29 protein-coding genes are annotated in these 21,945 nt (G+C 62.6%); 14 read left to right on the plus strand and 15 right to left on the minus strand.

Annotated features, from left to right (window positions below; all coding sequences use genetic code 11):
• Positions 1–3 precede the first annotated feature (3 nt).
• Entirely contained in the window at positions 4–1,077 is a 1,074-nt protein-coding gene (locus AB4Z19_RS21260; protein ID WP_442026769.1) for a porin, read from the plus strand.
• On the opposite strand, the gene AB4Z19_RS21265 is transcribed toward AB4Z19_RS21260, so the two are convergent.
• The 4 genes from AB4Z19_RS21265 to AB4Z19_RS21280 form a co-directional block, all read right to left on the minus strand.
• Positions 1,074–1,643: a DUF3617 family protein gene (locus AB4Z19_RS21265; protein WP_442026770.1), complete on the minus strand. Its 570-nt coding sequence runs from the start codon at positions 1,641–1,643 to the stop codon at positions 1,074–1,076. The genes AB4Z19_RS21260 and AB4Z19_RS21265 overlap by 4 nt on opposite strands.
• Positions 1,644–1,657: 14 nt before the next feature.
• A complete protein-coding gene (locus tag AB4Z19_RS21270) occupies positions 1,658–2,332 on the minus strand; it encodes an OmpA family protein (RefSeq protein ID WP_442026771.1) in 675 nt (224 codons plus the stop codon).
• 98 nt (positions 2,333–2,430) lie between these two features.
• The gene (locus tag AB4Z19_RS21275) at positions 2,431–2,577 is read right to left on the minus strand and encodes a lmo0937 family membrane protein (RefSeq protein ID WP_442035930.1); all 147 of its coding nucleotides are present in this window, start codon (positions 2,575–2,577) and stop codon (positions 2,431–2,433) included.
• A gap of 78 nt (positions 2,578–2,655) precedes the next feature.
• Positions 2,656–3,336 carry a glycine zipper 2TM domain-containing protein gene (locus tag AB4Z19_RS21280; protein ID WP_442027156.1) on the minus strand — a complete coding sequence of 227 codons (681 nt, stop codon included), beginning with the start codon at positions 3,334–3,336 and terminating at the stop codon, positions 2,656–2,658.
• Positions 3,337–3,463: 127 nt separating this feature from the next.
• Here AB4Z19_RS21280 and AB4Z19_RS21285 point away from each other — a divergent pair, with 127 nt between their 5' ends.
• Positions 3,464–4,210: a Crp/Fnr family transcriptional regulator gene (locus AB4Z19_RS21285; protein WP_442035931.1), complete on the plus strand. Its 747-nt coding sequence runs from the start codon at positions 3,464–3,466 to the stop codon at positions 4,208–4,210.
• On the opposite strand, the gene AB4Z19_RS21290 is transcribed toward AB4Z19_RS21285, so the two are convergent.
• The 3 genes from AB4Z19_RS21290 to AB4Z19_RS21300 all read right to left on the minus strand — a co-directional run bounded on the left by AB4Z19_RS21290 (position 4,207) and on the right by AB4Z19_RS21300 (position 6,886).
• Positions 4,207–4,422: a glycine zipper 2TM domain-containing protein gene (locus tag AB4Z19_RS21290; protein WP_442027153.1), complete on the minus strand. Its 216-nt coding sequence runs from the start codon at positions 4,420–4,422 to the stop codon at positions 4,207–4,209. The genes AB4Z19_RS21285 and AB4Z19_RS21290 overlap by 4 nt on opposite strands.
• Positions 4,423–4,449: 27 nt before the next feature.
• Complete coding sequence (locus AB4Z19_RS21295; RefSeq protein WP_442027151.1) at positions 4,450–4,755, minus strand: BON domain-containing protein; 306 nt, start codon at positions 4,753–4,755, stop codon at positions 4,450–4,452.
• A gap of 100 nt (positions 4,756–4,855) precedes the next feature.
• Positions 4,856–6,886 carry an AsmA family protein gene (locus AB4Z19_RS21300; protein WP_442035932.1) on the minus strand — a complete coding sequence of 677 codons (2,031 nt, stop codon included), beginning with the start codon at positions 6,884–6,886 and terminating at the stop codon, positions 4,856–4,858.
• A 176-nt stretch (positions 6,887–7,062) separates the two neighbouring features.
• Here AB4Z19_RS21300 and AB4Z19_RS21305 point away from each other — a divergent pair, with 176 nt between their 5' ends.
• From AB4Z19_RS21305 to AB4Z19_RS21330, 6 genes are read left to right on the plus strand one after another with little or no spacing between them, the layout of a single operon-like run.
• Positions 7,063–7,446, plus strand: a complete 384-nt coding sequence (locus AB4Z19_RS21305) for a DUF4398 domain-containing protein (RefSeq protein ID WP_442027149.1) — start codon at positions 7,063–7,065, stop codon at positions 7,444–7,446.
• A gap of 16 nt (positions 7,447–7,462) precedes the next feature.
• Positions 7,463–8,335, plus strand: a complete 873-nt coding sequence (locus tag AB4Z19_RS21310) for an OmpA family protein (RefSeq protein ID WP_442035933.1) — start codon at positions 7,463–7,465, stop codon at positions 8,333–8,335.
• 22 nt (positions 8,336–8,357) lie between these two features.
• Positions 8,358–8,891 (plus strand): ferritin-like domain-containing protein, encoded by a 534-nt coding sequence (locus AB4Z19_RS21315; protein WP_442035934.1) that lies wholly within the window; start codon positions 8,358–8,360, stop codon positions 8,889–8,891.
• Positions 8,892–8,915: 24 nt separating this feature from the next.
• A complete protein-coding gene (locus AB4Z19_RS21320) occupies positions 8,916–9,218 on the plus strand; it encodes a DUF883 family protein (protein WP_442028913.1) in 303 nt (100 codons plus the stop codon).
• A 21-nt stretch (positions 9,219–9,239) separates the two neighbouring features.
• Positions 9,240–9,626: a phage holin family protein gene (locus AB4Z19_RS21325; protein WP_442028912.1), complete on the plus strand. Its 387-nt coding sequence runs from the start codon at positions 9,240–9,242 to the stop codon at positions 9,624–9,626.
• Positions 9,627–9,635: 9 nt separating this feature from the next.
• A complete protein-coding gene (locus AB4Z19_RS21330) occupies positions 9,636–10,022 on the plus strand; it encodes a hypothetical protein (protein WP_442028911.1) in 387 nt (128 codons plus the stop codon).
• Here AB4Z19_RS21330 and AB4Z19_RS21335 read toward each other — a convergent pair whose 3' ends face one another.
• The 4 genes from AB4Z19_RS21335 to AB4Z19_RS21350 all read right to left on the minus strand — a co-directional run bounded on the left by AB4Z19_RS21335 (position 10,023) and on the right by AB4Z19_RS21350 (position 11,712).
• Positions 10,023–10,631, minus strand: coding sequence for a Crp/Fnr family transcriptional regulator (locus tag AB4Z19_RS21335; protein ID WP_442028910.1), 609 nt, complete (start codon positions 10,629–10,631; stop codon positions 10,023–10,025). It abuts the gene before it with no gap.
• Between the two features lie 68 nt (positions 10,632–10,699).
• Positions 10,700–11,050: a hypothetical protein gene (locus tag AB4Z19_RS21340; RefSeq protein WP_442028909.1), complete on the minus strand. Its 351-nt coding sequence runs from the start codon at positions 11,048–11,050 to the stop codon at positions 10,700–10,702.
• Between the two features lie 44 nt (positions 11,051–11,094).
• Positions 11,095–11,247, minus strand: a complete 153-nt coding sequence (locus AB4Z19_RS21345; RefSeq protein WP_442028908.1) for a DUF3309 domain-containing protein — start codon at positions 11,245–11,247, stop codon at positions 11,095–11,097.
• Positions 11,248–11,262: 15 nt separating this feature from the next.
• Complete coding sequence (locus AB4Z19_RS21350; RefSeq protein WP_442028907.1) at positions 11,263–11,712, minus strand: glycine zipper 2TM domain-containing protein; 450 nt, start codon at positions 11,710–11,712, stop codon at positions 11,263–11,265.
• Positions 11,713–11,885: 173 nt separating this feature from the next.
• Here AB4Z19_RS21350 and AB4Z19_RS21355 point away from each other — a divergent pair, with 173 nt between their 5' ends.
• From AB4Z19_RS21355 to AB4Z19_RS21365, 3 genes are read left to right on the plus strand one after another with little or no spacing between them, the layout of a single operon-like run.
• Positions 11,886–12,200: a BON domain-containing protein gene (locus AB4Z19_RS21355; protein WP_442035935.1), complete on the plus strand. Its 315-nt coding sequence runs from the start codon at positions 11,886–11,888 to the stop codon at positions 12,198–12,200.
• A 24-nt stretch (positions 12,201–12,224) separates the two neighbouring features.
• Positions 12,225–13,358, plus strand: a complete 1,134-nt coding sequence (locus tag AB4Z19_RS21360; RefSeq protein ID WP_442027079.1) for an AI-2E family transporter — start codon at positions 12,225–12,227, stop codon at positions 13,356–13,358.
• A gap of 5 nt (positions 13,359–13,363) precedes the next feature.
• The gene (locus AB4Z19_RS21365) at positions 13,364–13,870 is read left to right on the plus strand and encodes a hypothetical protein (protein WP_442027080.1); all 507 of its coding nucleotides are present in this window, start codon (positions 13,364–13,366) and stop codon (positions 13,868–13,870) included.
• A gap of 9 nt (positions 13,871–13,879) precedes the next feature.
• On the opposite strand, the gene AB4Z19_RS21370 is transcribed toward AB4Z19_RS21365, so the two are convergent.
• On the minus strand, positions 13,880–16,522 hold the full coding sequence (locus AB4Z19_RS21370) for a M13 family metallopeptidase (protein ID WP_442035936.1): 2,643 nt from the start codon (positions 16,520–16,522) through the stop codon (positions 13,880–13,882).
• Between AB4Z19_RS21370 and AB4Z19_RS21375 the strand changes: the two genes are divergently transcribed.
• Entirely contained in the window at positions 16,500–17,519 is a 1,020-nt protein-coding gene (locus AB4Z19_RS21375) for a hypothetical protein (protein WP_442027082.1), read from the plus strand. The genes AB4Z19_RS21370 and AB4Z19_RS21375 overlap by 23 nt on opposite strands.
• Here AB4Z19_RS21375 and AB4Z19_RS21380 read toward each other — a convergent pair.
• From AB4Z19_RS21380 to AB4Z19_RS21390, 3 genes are all read right to left on the minus strand, one after another.
• Positions 17,513–18,397: a YihY/virulence factor BrkB family protein gene (locus AB4Z19_RS21380; RefSeq protein WP_442035937.1), complete on the minus strand. Its 885-nt coding sequence runs from the start codon at positions 18,395–18,397 to the stop codon at positions 17,513–17,515. The two genes, AB4Z19_RS21375 and AB4Z19_RS21380, sit on opposite strands and share 7 nt — an antisense overlap.
• 82 nt (positions 18,398–18,479) lie before the next feature.
• Positions 18,480–19,529, minus strand: coding sequence for an OmpA family protein (locus AB4Z19_RS21385; RefSeq protein WP_442029934.1), 1,050 nt, complete (start codon positions 19,527–19,529; stop codon positions 18,480–18,482).
• A gap of 286 nt (positions 19,530–19,815) precedes the next feature.
• Positions 19,816–20,091, minus strand: a complete 276-nt coding sequence (locus tag AB4Z19_RS21390) for a hypothetical protein (RefSeq protein WP_442035938.1) — start codon at positions 20,089–20,091, stop codon at positions 19,816–19,818.
• Between the two features lie 228 nt (positions 20,092–20,319).
• On the opposite strand from AB4Z19_RS21390, the gene AB4Z19_RS21395 reads away from it, so the two are divergent.
• A complete protein-coding gene (locus AB4Z19_RS21395; protein WP_442035939.1) occupies positions 20,320–20,958 on the plus strand; it encodes a winged helix-turn-helix domain-containing protein in 639 nt (212 codons plus the stop codon).
• Positions 20,959–21,044: 86 nt separating this feature from the next.
• Positions 21,045–21,941 carry a zinc-dependent peptidase gene (locus AB4Z19_RS21400; protein WP_442023586.1) on the plus strand — a complete coding sequence of 299 codons (897 nt, stop codon included), beginning with the start codon at positions 21,045–21,047 and terminating at the stop codon, positions 21,939–21,941.
• Positions 21,942–21,945 lie beyond the last annotated feature (4 nt).

Below are 21,945 nucleotides of genomic sequence, written 5' to 3' on the forward strand. Positions count from 1 at the left end.
ATCATGAAAACCGCTGTCACCTTGCTTGCCGGTCTGCTGCCTATTGCAGTGTATGCCCAGAACTCCAGCTCCGTACAGATTTACGGCGTGCTGGATGCCGGCATCGTGGCTGAGCGCGGTTGTCGCGATGGCTGTCCCAATGTCAAGCTGTCGCCCGGCGTGGAATCGGGCTCGCGGCTCGGCGTCAAGGGCCGCGAGCAGCTCGGGGGCGATACGGCTGCGATCTTTACGCTGGAGGCGGGTGTCGAGAACGATACCGGCCGCTCCGAAGAAGGCCGCACGTTCGGGCGCCAGGCATTTGTCGGGCTCGACGGCCGCTGGGGAGCATTGACACTGGGACGCCAGTACAACCTCCAGTACGAAACGCTGGCCGATGTCGCCGATCCCTTCCACGCCGGGCTGGCGGGCGCCGCCACTAATCTGATGGGCTATACCACCAAGCGCTACGACAATTCCATCAAGTATTCGACTCCGCTGATGCGCGGCTGGAACGCCAGCGCGATTTACAGCTTCGGCGAATCGGCCTTCAGCACCTCGCGCAACCAGGCGTATGGCGCGACGGTCGGCTATACCAACAGCCTGTTCAATGTGCGGGTCGCTTATCAGAAGAAGAACAATCTGCTGCAGGCGGAAGGTTCGACTCAGCCGGTAGACCTGTCCGCGCGCAATTCCCTGGTTGCCGCCAATATGAATCTCGGCATTGCCACGGTGTACGCGGCCTTTGGCATGAACCGCGGCGTGGGCAGCTCGCCCTGGGACCAGAACAATCCTTATGGCGCACTGGTGATGTCTTCGCCTTCGCACAAGAGCAATGACATGCTGGTGGGCCTGTCGATTCCGCATGGAGCGGCGACGTATATGGTGTCGTACATCCGCAAGGATGATCGCACGCTGGCCAATATGGATGCCGACCAGATCGCCGTCGGCATGACGTATGCGCTATCCAAGCGCAGTGCCTTGTATGCGGCCTTTGCCCACATCAAGAACCGCAATGGCGCGCCCTACACGGTGGGCAACGCCACCGAACGCGGTAGCGGCAACAAGGCCATCAACGTGGGCTTCCGCCACGCGTTTTAGTAGCCGGGCGCTGGCGGCTGTGCCGGCGCTGCCTTGGCGGCGCTGCCGCAATCGGCGGACAGCCAGCGTCCCGATCCTTCCACCGTCATTTGCTGCGCCTTGCCGGCTGCGGTGCTGTTGACGTTCATCTTCATGGTGTAGCCGGTGTTGCCGTTGAAGATGACCTGGCCATTGCCGCTGGACGGCGGCTTGGTGCAGTTGAAGGTGACGTTCATACCGCCGGGGACGGGCGTGCGGGTGGTCGTGCACTGGCCCGGCTGGCCGGATGGCAGCTCCTGCTTCTCGGCCATTTCCTTGGTCAGGCAGTAGGTCAGCTTGACGCCGCCGCCATCGGCCAGATTCATCGACACGCCATGCTTGGCCATCATCTGTTCCATCATCTTGCGCTGATCGGGCGGCATGTTCGCCATCTGCTGCTGTGCCGCCGCCATGGCCGCCATGGTTTCCGGACTGCCGGACGCAACGCGGTTGGTCAGCTCCCACAGTCCAGGCTTCAGCGCCTGGGCGGAAGCGGGCAGGGCCAGGACAGTCAGGCAGGCGCACAACAGGGGCAGATGGCGTTTCATGGTTTCTCCTTGGATCAGCTGCGTGGCGCCGGTTCGGCCACAAAGATTTCCACGCGGCGGTTGCGGGCGCGGCCCGCGTTGTCGTCATTCGATGCGATCGGCTCGCGCGATCCGCGGCCTTCCACCACCACGCGGGTCGGCGAGACGCCGCGCGAGGCCAGATAGTCGCGGGTATGGGCCGCCCTGTCAACCGACAGCGGCTGGTTGATCGCGTCGCTGCCCGTGCTGTCCGTATGGCCGATGATGGTCACGGTGGTGGCCGGATTGTCGTTCAGGGTGCCGGCAAAGCGGTCCAGGATGGGGCGGAAGTCCGGCTTGATGTCGGAGCGGTTGGTGTCGAACGAGATATCGCTGGGGATTTCCAGTTTGAGGCGGTTGTCGCCGGTCTGGCTGACCTGGACGCCGGTGCCGCGCGTGGCCTGTTCCATGGCCTGCTTTTGCTGTTCCATGTGTTTCGACCAGATATTGCCGACCACCGCGCCTGCTGCCGCGCCCAGTACCGCACCGCCTGCTGCGCGGCCGGTGCCCCCGTGGCCAGTGCTGGCGCCCAGTATGCCGCCCAGTGCGGCGCCCACGCCGGCGCCGGTGGCGGTGCCGCGCTCGGTGGCGTTCATGTCGGCGCAGCCGCTCAGGGCGATGGCCAGGGCCGTCATTGCGGCCAGGAGTTTGCTGGGGTTTTTCATTCTCATGGCATCCCTCCACAGAAGTTTAAGTGTAGCGCGAAAAAGCGGGGCGGCGCTGCATAGGCATGCAGGGCCGCCCCGTTAGTGTGTCCCCGAAGGGACATCTAGATGCCGCGTCCGCTGATCAGGCGCAGCAGGATCATGATGATGGCTACTACGAGCAGAATATGGATGAAGCCGCCGACCGTGTACGAGGTGACGATGCCCAGCAACCAAAGGATGATCAGAACGACTGCGATAGTGTATAGCATGATGTGTCCTTTCCTTTTCGAATGTGTTCGAAGCCATTCTCCGCTGCGCCCACGCATCCCATCTGTACGTTGCCGTACTTATCGGTGATGCAGAACGCCCTTCACGACCTTCACATGTTCGCCAGCCTGGAAGGAAGCCGCGCTGGTGTGGAAGGTGCGGTACTTGCCATCGTCCATGCGCACACGGACGTCGTACGAGGTGTAGGCCTTCATATTGCCTTCCACCTGATTGCCCAGCACCGCGCCGCCAACGGCGCCGGCGGCAGTGGCCAGGGTACGGCCGGTACCGCCGCCGATCTGGTTGCCCAGCAGGCCGCCGACCACGGCGCCGGCGCCGGCGCCGAGGCCGCTACCCTGGGCACGGTGCCTTACGCCGGTTACCGATTCCACCACGCCGCAGCTGTGGCAGACGGCTGGCGCGGCTTGCGCCACGCGCTCTTCTTCAGCATAGCCGGAACCGGTGCTTTGGCCATAGGTGGTGCCGCTGGTGTCATAGCGCGGCGGCGCGGGCTGGGCCGCCTTTTGCAAGGCAATCTGGGTCTGCGTATCGGCGACCGGCGGCCCCATCGGAGCGTTGGAATACTGGCCCGCCGGCACGGCGCTCAGCGCCGGGCCGGACGGGGTGCTGCTGCCATTCGAGCTTGGCAGCCAGCCCAGGAGTGCCGCCAGGCCGACCGTGCAGAACAACACGACAGCGATGGCCGCAATCAGCAGGACCGGGTGGGTGGTATAGCGAACAGGAGTATTGGGATGTTCCATGATTCTGTTCCTTTCTTTTTGACATGTTCATTGTCGGCGGCTGGGCCAGCTGCTTCCGTGCGTCAGCGTACATACATCGGAAATAATTGCCGCTACGCTCCGGCTAAAACCCATCAGGCCCTATGCGATGACTTTGACTCTCGACACTGCGCACCGCAGCAACCCTTCACCGCAGCGCTCTGGCAACCGCCTGCTGGCCAGCCTGCCGGACGAAGATCTGGACCATATCCAGTCTTTGTGCGAGCTGGTCGAGGTGGATGTGGGCCAGGCCTTGTTCGAGCCCGGCCAGCAAATTCAGCACATTTACTTTCCCATCGATGCTCTGGTGTCCTTGCTGGGCGTGGCCGACGGCCGCATGACCTTGGAAGTCGGCGCAGTGGGGCGGGAAGGCATGATCGGCGCTTCGGTGGCACTCGGCCACCAGCAAGCCCAGGTGAGGGCGCTGGTGCAGCGCAGCGGGCATTGCCTGCGCATGGAAGCGTCCGACTTTTGCGGTGAGTTTGCCCATATGGAGTCGCTGCAGCATCTGTTGCACCGTTATACGGATACGCTGCTGGCACAGGCCATCCAGATTGCCGTCTGCAGCCGCTTTCATGTGCTGGAAGCCCGTCTGGCGCGCTCGCTGCTGATTACGCGCGATCGCTTGCAGTCGGAAAAATTCCACATGACCCATGAGTTTCTGGCCCATGCGCTGGGCGTGCGCCGGGTTGGTGTGACCAAGGCGGCCAGCGCGCTGCAACAGCAAAAACTGATCAGCTACAGCCGGGGCAATATTGAAATTCTGGATTCGGCGGGACTGGAGGCGGTGTCCTGCCGCTGCTATGAACTGGTCAAAGACAGCGGCAGTATCGGGATGGGCAGCGTATTTCTTTAACGGCTAGGCTTGTTGACCTGGTTACCGATCACGCCACCCACGGCAGCGCCACCCACTGTACCCAGAGCGGAACCACCGGACAGCACGGAACCGGCCACTGCGCCGACACCAGCGCCCACGGCAGTGTTCTTATCCTGCTGCGACATCGAGGAGCAGGCACCCAGGCTCATTGCTGCGGCGGCCATAGTGAGAGTGATAGCAAGCTTCTTCATGATGATCTCCTTGTTTGCAAGTTGGTTTTACTTCAGGCGCATTTCGTTCTTGACGACCTTGACGCCATTGACGCTACGGGCGGTAGCCACGGCCTTGTCGATCTGGTCCGGGCTATCGAGGAAGCCGCTCAGGGTTACTTCACCGTCCATGCTCTGCACCGTGATTTCGGTCGGATTCAGTCCGGTTTGCTGGGCCATGGCGGCTTGCACATTGCCGACCAGCTGGTTGTCGCCCACATAAGCTGGCGGGGTGACTTCAGTGCTGGCACAAGACACCAGCGCTGCCAGCACGAGGCCGGACAACACAGTGGTTGGAGAAGTCAAGGTCTTCATAACACGCTCCTTGTCTGAAACGGCGCTGTCGCGTCGATGGGGTCAGATTACGGAGCCGGGGTGCAACGATCTGTTCGCCATCGCACCCTGTAACGGTTTGTTACTTTATCGCCTTCTTTGAGCTCAGCGGTTTGCCGGGCGGCGGGGCGACCGGCTTTTCTTTCGCTTCGGCCAGCAGGGCGGCACAATTATTGTCCTTCTCGCTGCCGCCGCTGATCAGAGGCGCCAGAGCGGCCACCGGCGCCGCCAGCGTGGCCAGGGCGATGGCGCCGCCGGCCCGCATGGCCAGCACGCCCTTGTCGATTGATACGTCGGGATGCTTGAGCGTGCCCTTGACGTAGATGGGCGAGCGCAGCGACACGATGCGCAAGCCTTTGGAGTCCGGCTTCAGCGTCAGGTCGATATCTTCGCTGGCGAGGTTGACGTTGCCGTTCACGTGGACCACGGCGTCTTCCGTGTCCATGATCAGGGTACGGGTCTGCGCCACGCCTTTCTCGACTGCGAAATCGCCGGCCAGGCAGTTGAGATGCACCGGCTTGTCGCCGAATAGTTTGGCCAGCACAACGTTGCCGATGTTCAGGCCCATTTGCTCCAGCAACAGTTTGCTGATGGTGCCGTCATTGATGAGTGCCTTCAGTTCGCCATTGGACGAGGCCATCAGGGTCGCCACCGAATTGCCCGTTGCGCTGAGCTTGGCTTCTGCATTGATTTCGCCCACCGTGGCCTGGATCTGCGGCATATTCGGGAAGAGTTCCTTCAGCTTGATGTGCTTGCCTGTGGCAGACAATTCGGCGGCAATGGCATCCTTGACCTTGTTGCCGCTGCCGTCCAGTTTGACGGTGGACGCCAGATTGCCGCCGGCGAAGTCGAAGTTCAGCGGCGTCAGTTTGAGGACGCCATCCTTGAGGTGGAACTCGGTGTACAAATTGCTGACCGGCAGCTGCTTGGTGCGCACGATGTGCTCGGCGCGGAAGGTGACGTTGGCATCGAGCGCAGTCCAGCGCTCGGTCTTGAATTTTTCCACCGGCAGCAGCTTGTCGCTCGGCTGGTTCGGCGCCACGCCGCGCGCTTCCTTGCTGGCGTTGGAGTCGGCGCCAATCAGCGGTCCCAGGTCTTTGAACTGCAGCAGCCTGGAGCGCACATTGCCCGTCATCAGGCCGCGCGGCTTGTCTTGCTGGTAAGCCAGCTTGCCGGAGATGTCGCTATCGCCGACGCGGCCGGTGAAGTCTTCATACGACCATTTGGCTTCGCCCTTGGCCAGGTTGCCGAGCAGGTGGCCCTGGGTGGTAAAGGCCGGCGTTTCGGGCAGCACCAGGCCGGTGAAGGGATACAGCCGCGCCATCGAAGCGCCGCCCACCTTCAGATGCATATCGACGGCCGCCAGGTGCACGGGATTCTTCAGCGTGCCTTCCGCCGCCACGTTGATCAGCCCGGCCTTGATGTCGCCTTGCACGGGGAAGGGCAGGCTGGAGTCCTGCAAGGCCAGCACGGCGCCGGTCTTGCCGTGGCCGGTGATGGTCTGCTTGTTCCAGTTGCCGCTCAGCTTCCAGCCGATGCTGTACTTGGGATCGTTGGCCAGCGTGTCGAGTTCGGCCGTGGCATCGATTTTTTCGACTTCGTCCGCCAGGTGCACCACGCCTTGCGTGAAGACCACGCGGTCGAGATCCATCTTCCATTTCGATGGCGGATTCTTGACGAAGGTCCAGTTGTTGGTGGTGGCGTCCGTGCGCAGCAGCTCGACGTGGGGCGATTCGAAGCGCAGCTCGGGAATGGCAATCTCCTTGTGCAGCAGGGAGAAGGGATTGAGCGAGAAGGACAGCGACTTGGCCGCCGCCATATCGCCCTGCGTCATATTGGGCGGATTGCCCATATGAACATCGCGCGCCTGTAAATGCGGCCAGGGAATCCAGTCGCGCCAGGTGCGCTCGGACGGGGCCACCGGCTGCTTCTGCCAGCTCAGCGTGAGGTCGCCGCGAATCGCGACGGGACGGTGCAAGGCTTCGGTGGCCTTTGCATTCAGCCAGGGACGGGCATGGTTCCAGTCGTAGTTGAGCAGAACCACCACGGCGATAAGGGGGATGGCGACCACGGTCCCGCCGACGGCGAGCGCGATCTTGGTGCGGCGTGGCATGGGCATACATCGGCCTTTCTGTTGGGCAGCACGGGATAAGGCAACCCTAGCACGGCGCCGGCGCGGCTGACTGTTCGCTCGCGCACATGCCGGGTCTATGTGCGGGAACGTACTGAAGCCTAGCGCGGCAGCTTATATAACCTCCCTTACAGCAAAATCAACAAGGAGTGACCATCATGGATTCTTTGTATCGAGTGCAATTCCTGCTGTGCGCATTGTGCGTGGTCGCGCTGAGCGCCTGCAGCAGCATGAAGGCGCCTGCAACGGCCGATGTGGCTGTGTCGAAAGAGGCTGTGGCAAATGCCGCCTCGGCAGGCGCTCCCGAACTGGCTCCGGCGGAAATGGCGGCCGCGCGCGACAAGATGTTGCGCGCCAACCAGGCGCTGGCGGCCAAGGACTACCGCACGGCGCAGGATCTGGCCCAGCAGGCTCAGGCCGACGCCAAGCTGGCACAAAGCAAGGCCAATAGCGCCAAGGCCACCGAGGCCGCCAATGCGCTGCAGGAAGACATTCGCGTGCTGCGCGAAGAACTGGACCGCGCCAACAGCGTGAACCGATAAGCGAAAGGAGATCATCATGAGCAAGCACATCATCAAGCCCATGCTGCTGGCGCTGGCCTTTGCGCTGTCCGCCTGCAGCACCGCGCCAACCACCACCAGCACGCTCGAGCAGGCCCGCAGCGACTATGCGATGGCGCAGGCCAATCCGAATGTGGCGAAATACGCTTCGATGGAAATGGCTTCCGCCACCCGTTCGCTGGACCAGGCCAACACTGCCGCGGCGCAGAACAAGAGCCTGGAGGAAATCGACAAGCTGGCCTATGTCGCCAAGCAGAAGGTCGCCAGCGCGCAGGAAATCGCGCGCGCCAAGGCTGCGGAAGCGCAGGTCGCCAATGCGGCCCAGCAGCGTGACCAGCTGCGCCTGGAAGCCCGTACCGCCGAAGCCGACGCGGCCAAGCGCCAGGCTGACGAAGCTGCCGCTGCGGCCAATGCGGCGCAGAGCCAGGCGGCCAATGCCGAACAGCGTGCCAATAATCTGGCGCAGCAGCTGGCCGACTTGCAGGCCAAGCAGACTGAGCGTGGCATCGTCATCACCTTTGGCGACGTGCTGTTCAACACCGACCAGGCCATGCTGACCGCGCAAGGCATGCAGACCGCGCAGCGCCTGGCCGATGTGTTGCGAAATAACCCGGACCGCTCGGTGCTGATTGAAGGCTTCACCGACAGCACCGGTACCGCATCCCACAACCTCGAATTGTCGCAGCGCCGCGCCGAGTCCGTGCGTATGGCCCTGTCGCAGATGGGCGTGGACCGTTCGCGCATCGACACGCGCGGCTATGGCGAAGCGTATCCGGTGGCCAGCAATGCAACGGCCAGCGATCGCCAGCTGAACCGCCGTGTGGAGATCGTGCTTTCCGAGGCCGGCCGTCCTCCCATCACGCGCCGCTAACCTGATCTGAAGGAAGAACCCCATGGCTGATATGAATCAAACCCCGCGCGGCATCGATAAGGCTGCCGTGCGCGCGGCAGCCGCCAATCTGGCCGACGGTCCCGTGACCGTCGGCTATAAAGGCGACCGTACTGCCGTACTGAAAATGCTGAACGAAGCGCTGGCCACTGAACTGGTCTGCATCAACCGCTACAAGCGTCACTACTACACCGTAACCGGCCTGCAGAACGCCGCCATCAAGGCTGAGTTCCTGGAGCACGCCACCCAGGAACAGGAGCATGCGGACTGGATCGCGGAACGCATCGTGCAGCTCAACGGTGATCCGGATTACAATCCTGCAACGTTGCTCGACCGTAGCCATGCCGAGTATGATGATTCCAGGGAGGTGCAGGCCATGGTCCGCGCCAACCTGGTTGCAGAGCGTGTGGCGATCGAGTCCTATCGCCAGATGATCGAACAGATTGGCGACAGCGACCCGACGACTAAACAGCTTTTGATCAAAATCATGGCGGTCGAAGAGGAACACGCCGACGATATGCGGGATTTGTTGATATAACCGAAGCCGAAGAGGAGTCCTATCATGCTGGAAAATAACATCAGTACCGTCAACAACGACGTCAAGACCCTGGTCAAGGACGCCCAAGCCCTGTTTACCGCAGCCACCGCGCTGACCGGCGAAAAGGCTGAAGAACTGCGTGGCCGCGGCATGCGCGCCCTGGACAGCGCCCTGGCAAAAGCACAGGAAGCCCAGGCCAGCGCGGTGGCAGCCACCAAAGAGATGGCCAGCTCGACGGACGCCTATGTCAAAGAAAACCCTTGGCGCTCGATCGCAGTGGCCGCCGGCGTGGGTTTGCTGGTGGGCGTCATCCTGGGCCGCAAGTAAGCCGCCATGGCAGGCGAACACATGGACGAGGAACAAGCCGCCCCGCCGCAGCCGGGCCTGATCGGGTCCCTGTCGGCGGTCGTTCGCAACACCATGCGCCTGCTGCTGTCGCGGCTGGAGCTGGCGGCCCTGGAGCTGTCTGAGCTACGCAATCACCTGATGCAGTTGTCGGTGGTGTTTGCGCTGGCGATGCTGGCTGCCTGGTTCGCCATCGCTTTCGGCACCGCGACGCTGATCTATCTGGCCTGGGCCGCACTGGGCTGGAAGATTCTGCTGATCCTGGCCGTGGCCTTTGCCGTGATCGCGATTGGCCTGATCTGGTACGCCACCAGCCTGATCAAGCAAGGCAAGCTTTCGCTGCCGGCCACGATGGCCGAGCTGAAGGCAGACCGCGACGCGCTCTTGTAAAGGGTTTTCATGAGCAAGAAAGAAAAACAGGCGGCGCTTGCCGCCAACAAGGAGCGCCTGATCCGCGAAGGCGAGCTGTATCGCCTGAGCGTGATGCAGGCCAAGTATCAGGTGGCGAACGCCCTGCATCCGGATGCGTTGCTGCATGGGGCGGTGGACCATGCAGTGGGCGCGCTGCAGAACCGTCTGGGCAATCTGCTGGGCGGCATCGGCAGCGCGGAAGGGCTGGCCAGCAAGCTCAATTACCGCTCCATCAAATCGCTGGCGCCGTATGCGCTGACGGTGGGCTCCTTCATCATGCGCAAGAAACTGGTCAAGCCGGCGCTGGCGGTGGTGGCGCTCGTAGCAGCCGGCGTGGGCTGGCTGATGCACCGCAAAGCCAATCCGAATCCCTGATCAGACCGTGCGTTTGAGCTGAGACATGTACTGGGTGGTGACACCCAGGAAGGACGCCAGCGCGCGCTGCGAAATCAGCGGCTCCAGGCCGGGATAGACTTCGCGGAAGGCGTCCAGGCGCTCGCTGGCCGAAGGCAGGGCGAGAATGCGCAGGTTCTGGGCGTAGCGGCCGACGGCGCGCTCCATGACTTTTTCCAGATAGCCCTGGGCGCAGCTGTGTTTGGCCAGCAGCTCCTGCAGGCGCGCCCAGCTGATGCGGTAACCCACGACCGCCGTTTCGGCGATAAAGAATTCGCGCGCGGGCAAGCCATCGCGGCCGGCCTGCAAATCGCTGTAGGAACCGGAATTGTCGCCGGCACACATGAAGCCGAGCGTGATGTCTTCGCCTTCCGCACTGAAGTAACCGCGGCGCACGATGCCGCTGCCGAGCCAGAAGAAGTCCTGGGCCGGCTCGCCTGCGCGCTGCAGATAATCGCCTTTGCGGAATGGGGTTTGTGCCGCGTCGTGCAGCAGCCTGGTGTAGCAGTCGTAGAGATCGCCGGCGATGCCAAGTTTCTGCGCGACGGTATCCCGCAATTCGGCGCGGTGCGTGAGAAAGGGAGTTGCCATTCCAGCATGCTAGCCGAGGCCGCTCCCCTTTGGCTAATTCCAAATCAGTGGACAGGTATAACCACGGCTCAGCGTCCGCTGGTTTCGTACGTTTTTTGCATCTCTTTTGCGGCGAGTCGCTGCTCGCGGATATTCGCCATGTCCGCGTTGTAGGTGGCACGCGCTTCGCGTACGCAATCGCTGCGCGCGCCGGCGCCGGCCTGTTTGCAGCCTTGCAGCGCTTCGGCCAGTGCCGCCTGGTTTTCCTTGCGCAGGGTGGCCAGTTCGGCCTTCGCGCCGCGGTCGGGCTTGTACCAGCGGGCCGGGTCACCGTGTCTCAGTTCCTGCGCCTGGTGACGTGCGACTTCAGGTGGGGTGGTCTGGGCGTATGCGCTGCATAGCCCTGCTGCCAGTGCAGCGCCAATCAGGATCTTTTTCATCGTCATTCTCCTGGAAAAAGAAAGGGCGCCGAAGCGCCCCGGGTCTACAGCCTGCCGGTAAGCAGCATAATCAGCAGCACCACGACGATAATGCCCACCAGCCCGCTCGGGGCAAAGCCCCAGCTGCGGCTGTAAGGCCAAGTCGGAAGTGCGCCAACCACCAGCAGCACCAGCACGATCAGCAGAATGGTTCCCATGGATATTCTCCTTGTTTAGTAACGGTAGATGCGGCCGTCGACCATACGCACGCGGCTGCCCACGCGCAGGTCGTAAGCGCTGTCCTGGTTCACGGTGCGGTAGTCGCCGTTATCCAGACGCACGCTGATCTGGTACATATCGTGCGGAGCGTTGCGGTTCTTTTCGATCTGGTTGCCGACGACAGCGCCGCCGATGGCACCGGCAGCGGTAGCGGCGGTGCGGCCGGTACCGGAACCGATCTGGTTACCGGCCAGGGCGCCAATCAGGCCGCCTGCCACAGCGCCTGCGCCACTGGTGGATTGATCGACGCGCACAACCTGGATCGAGTCGATGGTGCCGTACGTGCTTGCATCCGCCCGCGTCGAGTAGTCCGTGTCGGCCGGGTAGTTGCTGCTGCTGGCGCAGCCGGTCGTGAGGGCAGCGACCGCAATCATCATCGCTGCCAGGGTGGTAGTCGATTTCATTTGATGTCCTCCAGAATGATGTGTAGCCAGCATAGTCAGCCACCACACATGGGTCTGTGCGATGCCGCACCCTGGCTTATATGTTCGCCATCGAACAGAACGCGCAGGCAATTAGCTGGACACTAGGCAAGTCGCAAGGCGACTGCACCTACCATCAACCAAGGAGAAGCAAAATGAAAATCGCCCGCAATATTGCTATGGCTGTGTTCGCTGCCGCTACTGTGTTCAGTGTGGTTGGCTGTTCTTCGACTCCAACCAAAGAAAGCGCCGGCGAATACATCGACGATGCCGCCCTGACCACCAAAGTGAAGGCCAGCATCTTCAATGAACCGACCCTGAAGTCCACCGAAATCAATGTCGAAACCTATAAAGGCGTTGTGCAGCTGAGCGGCTTTGTGGCCCAGCCGGCTGACATCACCAAAGCAGGCGAAGTCGCACGCGGCGTGAACGGCGTGAAGTCGGTGAAAAACGATATCCGCGTGAAGTAAGCGCACGGATGATGGCCCGGCGCCATGGATCTGCCCGAGGAGCTGAATGACGCGCAGCGCATTCCGTTGCATGTCAACGCACGCGGGCTGGCGCTGGGCATCATCGCAACGGTCGCCTTTCTGTATGCCCTGCAATGGGGACGGGATTTTCTCGTCCCTATCATGCTGGGCCTCCTGATCGCCTATACCCTTAACCCTGCCGTGAGCTGGCTGGAGCGCTGGCATGTACGCCGCGCGATCGGCACCACGCTGGTGACGGTTGCCATGCTGGCCCTGATGGGCGTGGTGGCGCAGAAGGTGCAGGGCGAATTTACCAATATCGTGGAAGAGCTGCCCGAGGCGGGGCACAAGTTGTCGCGCCTGGTCGCTTCCACCACGGGCGGCACGGGCAGCACATTGCAGCGCATCCAGGCCGTCGCCAACGAACTGGAACAAGCCACGACAGGTGGCGCAGCGGGAGCGCGCAAGGCGCCGCGTAAGCCGGCGCCGGCGGTGGCGGAAGGCGGCAACATCAAGGTCATCGACTGGGTATGGGCTGGTTCGCGCGGCGTGGCGGCCTTCCTCAGCCAGTTCACGATGGTGGCCTTCCTCGTATACTTTCTGCTGCTGTCCGGCGACACCTTCAAGCGCAAGCTGGTCAAACTGACCGGGCCTTCGCTGAGCAAGAAGCGCATCACCGTGCAGATCATGGAAGACATCAACGCTTCCATCCAGGGCTATATGTTCATGCTGCTGGTGACGAACACCTTGCTGGCGCTGCTTAGCTGGGGCGCCTTTACCTGGATCGGCCTGGAGAACGCCGGCGCCTGGGCCATCGTGGCAGGCCTGCTGCACGTCATGCCTTACTTCGGCCCGCTGCTGATTACGTTCGCCACCGGGCTGGTGGCTTATCTCCAGTTTGAATCGCTGCCGCCTGTGCTGCTGGTGATGGGCGCCTCGCTCGCCATCGCCACGTTGATGGGCCTGCTGGTCGCGACCCTGATGACCGGCCGCATCGCGCGCATGAATGCCGCCGCAGTGTTCGTCAGCCTGCTGTTCTGGGGCTGGCTGTGGGGCGTGTGGGGACTGCTGCTTGGGGTGCCGCTGACCGTGATCATCAAAGCGGTGGCGGAAAAACTCGAAGGCATGGAAGTCGTGGCCGAACTGCTGGGTGACTGAGGCACATGAAAAAACTGATGCTGTCCTTTGGCGCCATCCATGCAGTCATTGCGCTGCTGTTTACCGCCGGCGCACTGTTCCTGATGGTGATTGGCGCCCGTCTGGGCTGGCACGCCGCGGCAGGCGACATCGGCCTGGCATCGGCACAGGAAGTGATCGAAGCGATCGGCATCCTTGCCGCCGCGGTGGTCGCCCTGCAGATTGCCGAAACCATTATCGAAGAAGAAGTGATCCGCGATGCGGACATCAGTGCACCCACGCGCGTGCGGCGCTTCCTGTCGCGCTTTTTCGTGGTTGTGGTGGTGGCACTGGCCATCGAAGGCCTGGTCGCCACCTTCCGCGCGGTGCACGAAGACGCCAGCGAACTGCTTTACGCGGCAGCCTTCATTGCCGGCGTTGGCGTGCTGCTGGCTGCGTGGGGTGTTTTCGTCCATCTCAACCGCTCGGCGGAGGAGCTGGAGCCAGCGGCCATGCAGGAAGCCCAGGCTGAAGACAACAAACTCCAGTCCTGAGCCGCGTGCTTACCAGATGCGCGCCCGCTGTTCCGGCGGCAGATACATCGGGTCGCCCGGCTGCACTTGGAAGGCTTCGTACCAGGCATCCACATTACGCGGCGGTATGCCGCCGCGGTACTGGCGTGGCGAATGTGGATCGGTCGCCAACTGCTTGCGCACGGCTTCTTCGCGCACCTTGCCGCGCCAGGCCTGCGCCCAGCCAAGGAACACACGCTGGTCACCGGTGTAGCCGTCCAGCAGGGGCGCCGGCTGGCCGTTGAGCGAGGCATGGTAGGCATCCAGCGCCAGGGTGACGCCGCCCAGGTCGGCGATGTTTTCGCCCATGGTCAGCTCCGCATTGACCTTGGCGCCGGGAACCGGCTCCAGCTTGGCGTACTCCAGGCCCAACATGTGGGCACGGGCCTTGAAGGCGGCTGCATCCTGGGCGGTCCACCAGTCGCGCAAGGCGCCGTCGGCATCGATGGTGCGGCCTTCATCGTCGAAACCGTGGGTGAGCTCGTGGCCGATGACGCCGCCGGCAGCGCCATAGTTAATGGCCGGATCGGCATTCGGATCGAAGATGGGCGCTTGCAGAATCGCGGCGGGGAAGACGATGTCGCGCAGGCTGCCGTTGTAGGCGTCGTTGGTCTGCGGCGTCATGGCCCAGTCGGAGCGGTCCACCGGACCGGCGTAGCGGCCGCTGTAGAACGCCCAGTCGGCTTCGGCGCAACGGCGCACGTTGCCGATCAGGTCGTCGGCTGCGATCACCAGCGCGCTGTAGTCGCGTGGATGGTCGGGATAGCCAACCTTGATGACGTAAGTATCGAGCTTGCGCAGCGCTTCCTTGCGCGTGGCTTCGCTCATCCAGTCCAGGCGTTCGATGCGGGCGCGGTAGGCGGCCTTCAGGTTCAGCACCATGGCCTCGATCTGCGTTTTGACTTCGGGCGGGAAATAGCGCGCCGTGTACAGCTGGCCGACGCCGAAGCCCATGGTGCCAACGCTGCCAAAGCGGTCGCCTGCCAGGAAGTCGTCGCCACTGACCGCGGTCACGGCGCGCTTCCAGCGGACAGGCTGCTGTTGCAGGCCGGCCAGCGTGACGCCGTGCAGCTGGAAGTGTGCGTCAACGAAGGCTTGCGGCAAATAGGGTGCGGCGTTATCGCCGATATGGAAGGCTTGCCATGCCTGCAGCGTGGCGAGCGGCGTCCGGCTGTAGAGGCGTGCCATTTGGGGGAAGGCGCTTTTTTCCGCCACAATCACTTTGGACAGCTGCGGCATGCCGGCCGCAGCGAACATGCCGCGCCAGTTGAATCCCGGCGCCAGCGCCTGTAGCTGTTCGATCGTCATCGCATTATAGGTGGCGACCGTGTCGCGCTGCTGCGCCTTGGTCCAGCTGACGCGGGCCAGCTCCGTTTCGAACGTCACCACGTCGCGGGCGCGCGCTTCCGGCTGCGGCCAGTTCAGGCGCCGCAGGATTTCAGCGACGTAGCGCTGGTATGCCGCCTTTTGCCTGGCGAACGCGGCTTGCAGATAATAGTCGCGGTCCGGCAGACCCAGGCCGGCCTGGGTCAGGTACAGGGCGTAATGATTGACGTCCTTGAGGTCGACGTCGATGAGGAAATTGAACAACGGCGTTTCGAAGCCGGTCTGGCTATGTCCCATGCGCGCTGCCAGCGCATCGCGCGAAGTGGCTTGCTTCACGGCGGCCAGGTCGGCGGCGACCGGCTGGATGCCCAGTTGCTCGATGCGCCCGGCATTCATGAAGGACGCGTAAAATGCGCCGGCCTTGGTTTCCAGTGTGGCCGGCTGTCCGCTGACCTGGGCGGCGCTTTGTTCCAGCAGCTCGTGCAGGCGCTTTTCGGTCAAATCCGAGATCGCCAGCCGCAGCGAGATGCCAGGCTTGTCGGCCGGGATCTGGGCACGATCCAGCCAGCGCCCATTCGCGTAGCGAAAGAAGTCCTTGCCAGGACTGGTGCTGAGATCGGCCCCATCCAGATCGAAACCCCAGTTGCCATAAACAGGCTTGGCGGGGGCGGCGTCGGCCGCCAGGGTGGAGAGGGGGAACAGGCTAGCCAGGCAGAAAACAAGGCGTAGGGCAGGGCGGATCATCGGGCATCCTTTGCAGTGGTTGAAAGGGATTACAGCGGTCCTCTGAAAAGCGTAATTTGTACAAAGCCGGCGCCTGATTCCTGGCCAGCAGCGTCCACTTGCCACCTGCGCTTGCAGGAAGTCGGTACCATCGCCTTCCACCGCAAGCGGTTCTTCAAATGCCGGATTGCCTTTTGCCGCGGCGCTTAGCGTGTTTGCGGCCAATGCCAGATCAAATCCCGAGGTGTCCTTCAGCTGCCGCAGCCGCCGCAACAGATTGGCGGCTGTGAGGAAAGCGTCGCGCCCTGCCGTCAGCCGGATCGGGATGCTTTTGGACTTGATGCGCAGCGTGGTCACAAGGTATTCGCAACCGCCGTGGCGGATATCAACCGACTCTCCCGTCGTCAGCGCCAGATACTCTCTCGCTTCATGGTCCGAGACGGGCGAAAAACGGTAGGAGCGAATGCCGGGCTGCTTTGCATTGAAAGCAGGGGCGGGCGCGCTGCGCACGCAGTCGCCGGGCGCGGGTGCGCACAGGCCGGGCAGGGGCAGGGCGAGCGCGATGCAGAACAAGCCTGATGTCATGTTCCTGGCGGTCAAATGGAAATCCCGAGTATTGGTCGACTTTTGCAATCCTTGCAAGCTTACATTAATCTGTCACCCAATCTCAACAGGAGCCTTCATGACCAGTGGAAGCGTTATCGGCATCGGCGTTGTCTTGATCATCACCGCGGGGCCGCTGGCGCTTTGGCTGGCGGGACTGCGCGCGCCGCGTGATGCTGCCACAGGGCCGTGGGATTGGCGGCTCACGATCATGTCGGGACTGCTTTACGCGCTGGCTTTCAACCTGATCTTCTTCATTCAGGAATTCTTTCTGGTCTTGCCGAAGGCGTTCACGCCGGGGCTGCGGCCGACGCTGTTCCACAACAATCACAGCTGGCAAGGCGAAAGCCCGCTGGCCAGCCTGTTCCAGGGCACCGGCGCGCTGGCGACGCTGGCGGTGGGCGTCGCCTGCGCGCTGTTGTTGCGGCGAGGCGCGGGAAGGTCCGCGGCGGTGCGCCTGTTCCTGTTCTGGATGGCGTACTGCGGCATGTTCATGGCGCTGCCGCAGGTCGTCGTCGGCGCCATCAGCGAGCAAAGCGATCTCGGCATGGCCATGGGCTATTTCGCCCTCGGTGCGGCGACCAAAACGGCCATTGCGCTGATTGCGCTGGCGATCATCCCCGTGGCCGCGTGCTGGCTGGGTACTTTATTGCTCAGGCGCGTGGCGGGGCCGGATCACATTGCCGGCGCGCGCGGGCGCAAGCGCTTCGTGTTCCGGTCCGCGACGCTGCCGGCTTTGCTGGCGCTGCCCTTGATTGTGCTGTTCCGCATTCCGCGCGAGTGGATTGAGGTGCTGATCGTGCCGGTCGTGGTGACAATGGCCGGGCTGGTGTGGATTCAGGCGGGCGCCTGGCGCGCGTCCGGTGCGGAGAGCAATGGCGGCGCGGGCGCTGCCTCGATCGCCTGGCCGCTAGGCGCGCTGGTGGCGCTGCTGCTGGTATTTCAGATTGTACTGAGACCGGGCATCCACTTCTATTGAGGCGGCTTGTAGTGGCGCAGGCTGCCTAGCTGCAGCGCGTATTGGCGGGCGAATTCGGCGCCGAGGAAAAAGATTTGTGCCGAGTAGTAGACCCATAGCAGCAGCGCGATCAGTGAGCCGGCGGCGCCGAAGCTGTCGGTGACGCCGCTGTTGCCGATGTACAGGCCGATCGCGTATTTACCCAATGAGAATAAGGCCGCGGTGCCCAGCGCGCCGATCACCACGTCGCGCCATGACAGACGGATACGCGGCAGCATCTTGTAGATCACGCCAAACAGGGCGGCGATCACGACGAAGCTGATGATGTAGTTGACGCCCGTGAGTACGGCCGCCATGCCTTGCCAGTAGCCCTGCATGATCTTTTCCAGCACGGCCAGCGCCGCGCTCACCACCAGCGACACCATCAGCAGAAATCCCAGCACGAGCACCATGCCGAAGGACAGCAAGCGGGTGCGGATGGTGTCCCACAGCGTGCCTTGCGTGAGGGGCGGCAGTTGCCAGATTTCGTCGAGGCTGGCTTTGAGTTCGGCGAACACGCTGGTGGCGCCAAACAGCAGCAGCGCACCGGCGATCAGCGTCGCCAGCTTGCCCTGGTCCTTGTTGTGGGCGCCGGCCAGAATCAGCTGGATGGCCTCGGCCCCCTGGCTGCCCACCAGGCCCCGGATCTGGAAAAACAACTCGCCGCGCGCCGCTTCCTGGCCGTAAAACAGGCCGGCAATCGCAATCACCAGCACCAGAATCGGCGCCAGCGAGAACAAGGTGTAAAAGGCGAGGGCGGCGCCTTTGCTGCTGGCGCGGTGATCGAACCATTCGCTGACGGCGCACCAGGCGACGTTGGGCAGCTTCTTGGCGATATGGGGAAACTTTCTCCAGCTCATTTTCGGCTCCGGAAAAGCAGATGGGCGCCGAAGCGCCCATCTTGTCGGAGCGCCGTAGCGCCCCTGCGATCACAGTCCGTGATTACTGAACTTTGCGTTCCACGGTGATCTGTTCGATTTCAACGCGGCGGTTAGGCTCCAGGCACTTGATCAAGTCTGCGCGCTTTTGCTTCTTGCCGTCGCAAGCCACGACTGGATCGGCCTTGCCTTTGCCCACAGCGGTCAGGCGGTCGGCGCCAACGCCTTTGCCCACCAGGTAGGTCTTGACGGAGTTGGCACGCTGCTCGGACAGCTTCTGGTTGTACTTGTCCGAACCGATGCGGTCGGTGTAGCCGGTGATGGTGATGCCGCTGATGGACGGATTTTCGTTCAGCAGCTTGGCGATGTCGTCCAGCTTAGGCTGTTCCGGTGCCAGCTTCGCGCTGTCGAAGGCGAACAGTTCGGTCGCCGACATGGTGATCTTTTCGAAGCGTGGTGGTGGCGGTGGTGGCGGAGCCACTGGCGCCGGTGCTGGTGCAGGTGCTGGTTCTGGAGCGACCACTGGTGCCGGTGGCGCTGGCGGCTGCGGGGTCGGGCCGAACGCGTAGTTCAGCGAGAACATCAGGTACTGGTTGTCGGCGTGGGCCGGACGGAAGGCGTCGCCACCCAGGAAGCCGTGCACATTGCGCAGGTCGGCCTGGAAGAACCAGCGGTCGTTGATGGTGGACTGGAAGCCCACGCCCGCGCTGATGTATGGGTTCCAGCGCTTTGCTTCGGCACCGGTGATGTAGGAGTTCAGCTTGTCGCGCTCTGCGCCCACGCCGACCAGCAGGAAGGGACGGAAGTTGTGGCTGCGGGAGAACAGGTACAGGCCATCCACGCCCACCAGGGATTGCTGGTAGCGCAGGTTGTTGTGCTTGGTTGCGGCATCGGTGTAGCCGCCCTGGATATCGATGTTTTCAGTGATCGGTTTGCCGAAACGAATACCGACGGCGCGGTCGTCTTTGCCGACGCCCCATTGGCTATCAGGACGCATGACACCGGCGGTGCCTTGAACGTACCAGTTTGGGTTGATGGCAGCGTCTTGTGCCGAGGCGGCGAAAGATGCGCACAGTGCTGCTGTGGCGATTGCGATGTTCTTAATGTTATTCACTAGTTAACTCCCGAGGTATGAGGTGACTTCTGGTCATGACGGTGGCGCGCTGCGGCGCCTTACCGCCGGACTGTCCCAGCTGTTACTGCTGTGGGGCCAAGTTTATGGGATGGGATTTCCCGGCTTTTGTGCGGCAGCGCACAAAGCAACCGTATTTTAACAATAATTGTAGTTTTTTTGCAACGTGAACTTCTTTGATTAGTTGCGGTCTTACAAATGAAAGGCCTTCAACTGCGGGGTTTTCGCAAAAAAACACCCCGCCGAAGCGGGGTGTCGGGTGAAGCGATCAGCGGTTTGGCGGCGGATTTTCGGCGGGCGGCACCACGATGGTGGTATCGCCAGGCTTGCCAGGTTCGCCCGGCGCACCTTTGTCGCCAGGGACGCCGGGGCTGCCCGGTGCACCCGGCTCGCCTTTAGCGCCTTCCGGGCCTGGTGGCCCCGGAACAGGCACCGGCACCGGTTTTTCAACGGTGGTGGCGGGGCCAGGGTTGTTAGTCACAGTCTTTTCACAGGCCGTCAGGCCGATGGTAGCCAACAGGGCCAGGAGAATCGGAGTTTTCATGAATCGGTCCTCTCAGAAAAGTCACGGAAGAAGTGCTTCCAAGCTTAATCAKGCCTTCTGCTGCGTTCTGTTCGGCCACGCACACAGCCGGGATCGCAGGAAAAATCTTATCAAAAAATTAATGCAAAAGAACTTTTATGTTCGTTGCCGCACAGACCGTTGAGCCGGGTCCCGGCAATCTGGAGCCCAGTGATTTCCGCATCCTGGATCGTTATAAGGAGTGTTCAAATGCATGCAATCAGAGAAGCAAACGATGTGACCCCCGCAGAAGCAGTGGCAGCCCGCCAGGAGCTGTCGCCCGCAGCGGCTTTGACCCGCCCGCACCTGGCCCTGGTCGAAAGGCCCGGTCCCGTGACTGAGCGCAAAGCCCTGTCGTTGGCCCCGATCGAGCGCGTGCGCTCGACCTCTGCGACCCTGCGCCGCATCGAGAACATGCAAAAGCTGATTGGCGAACTGCAGAACCATGAAATGCTGGCGGACGAAATCGCCTGGTTCCTGAAGTTTTCGCCGTCCGGCGCTCGCAAATATATCCGCGACCTGCGCGACGCAGGCGTGATCGAACTGGCTCGTTATATTGAAGGTACCGCCACCTACCTGGGCAAGGCTGTCTACCAGCTGACCCCGGATGCCGAGCGCGTCAAAGCCTTCCTGGCTGCGATCGCCCAGCCGAAGCGCGAAGGTGCGCCGCCACGCAAGGAACGCCCCAGCCTGCGCGAGCAGAGCATGGCCGGCAATGGCCGCCATTTCCATATCCTGGCCGATGATACCCATTACGCCATTCGCGTGAACCGCGGCCCGGTGACCCGCGATCCGCTGGTTGCCGCGCTGTTCGGTGCGCCCGCTTCGCTGCAAAAGGCGCAACCGTAAAGATCGGTGTAAGCTTCCATTGTCGGCATTGAAATGCCGACAGCCAGCCTCATCTGTGGCGGACGAGTTCTGTTATGGACGGCCTTATGGAAGCTTTGATCTGGTTGACTTTGGCGGTGCTGGCTTTGTCGGCGCCGTATTGGTATCCGCGCCTGACCCTGAAGCGGGCGCTGTCCCGGCCTTTGCCGGCTTCCGCCTTGGCTATTCTCGAGCGAAATATTCCCATCTACGGCCGCATGGCCGCGCCGCTGCAGCAGCAGTTGCAGCGTCTGATCCTGCAATTCCTGCACCAGAAAAAGTTCATCGGCTGCGCCGGTCTTGAAGTGACCGAGGAAATGCGCGTCACCATTGCCGCCCAGGCTTGCCTGCTGCTGCTGAACCGTCCCTCCAAAGTCTACCCAGCCCTGCACAGCATCCTGCTGTATCCCGGCGCTTTCATTGCCAATCGTCCGGAGACGGGACCGGGCGGCGTGATCACCGATGCGCGCCAGCAGATGCTGGGCGAATCGTGGAAGGATGGCCGCGTGGTGCTGTCCTGGGACGACGTGCTGCGCAGCTCCTACGACTGGCCGGAAGGACACAACGTCGTGCTGCATGAATTTGCCCATCAGCTGGACAGCGAATCGGGCGCCAATAACGGCGCGCCTTACCTGGGTAGCCAGGACAGCTACCGCAGCTGGTCGCAGGTGCTGTCGCGCGATTTCGATGCGCTGCGCCGCGATGCCTATTTCGGCCGCCACGACAGCGTGCTCGATCATTACGGCGCCACCAGTCCCGCCGAATTCTTTGCCGTCGCCACCGAAACCTTCTTCGGCAAGCCCTGGCAGCTGGCCGAGCGCCACGCCGAGCTGTTTGGCGAGCTGCAGAAATACTACCGTGTCGATCCGCGCGAATGGCTGCCTGCACCGCCGCCGCCGCAACCCGAGCCAGTGATGCTCGCCATGCCCGTCCCGTCGCGCTCCTACGCGTGGGCCAACTGGTAGCAGG

The organism is Pseudoduganella sp. RAF19, from assembly GCF_052114165.1.
In the GTDB taxonomy this organism is placed as follows: Bacteria; Pseudomonadota; Gammaproteobacteria; order Burkholderiales; family Burkholderiaceae_D; genus Rugamonas.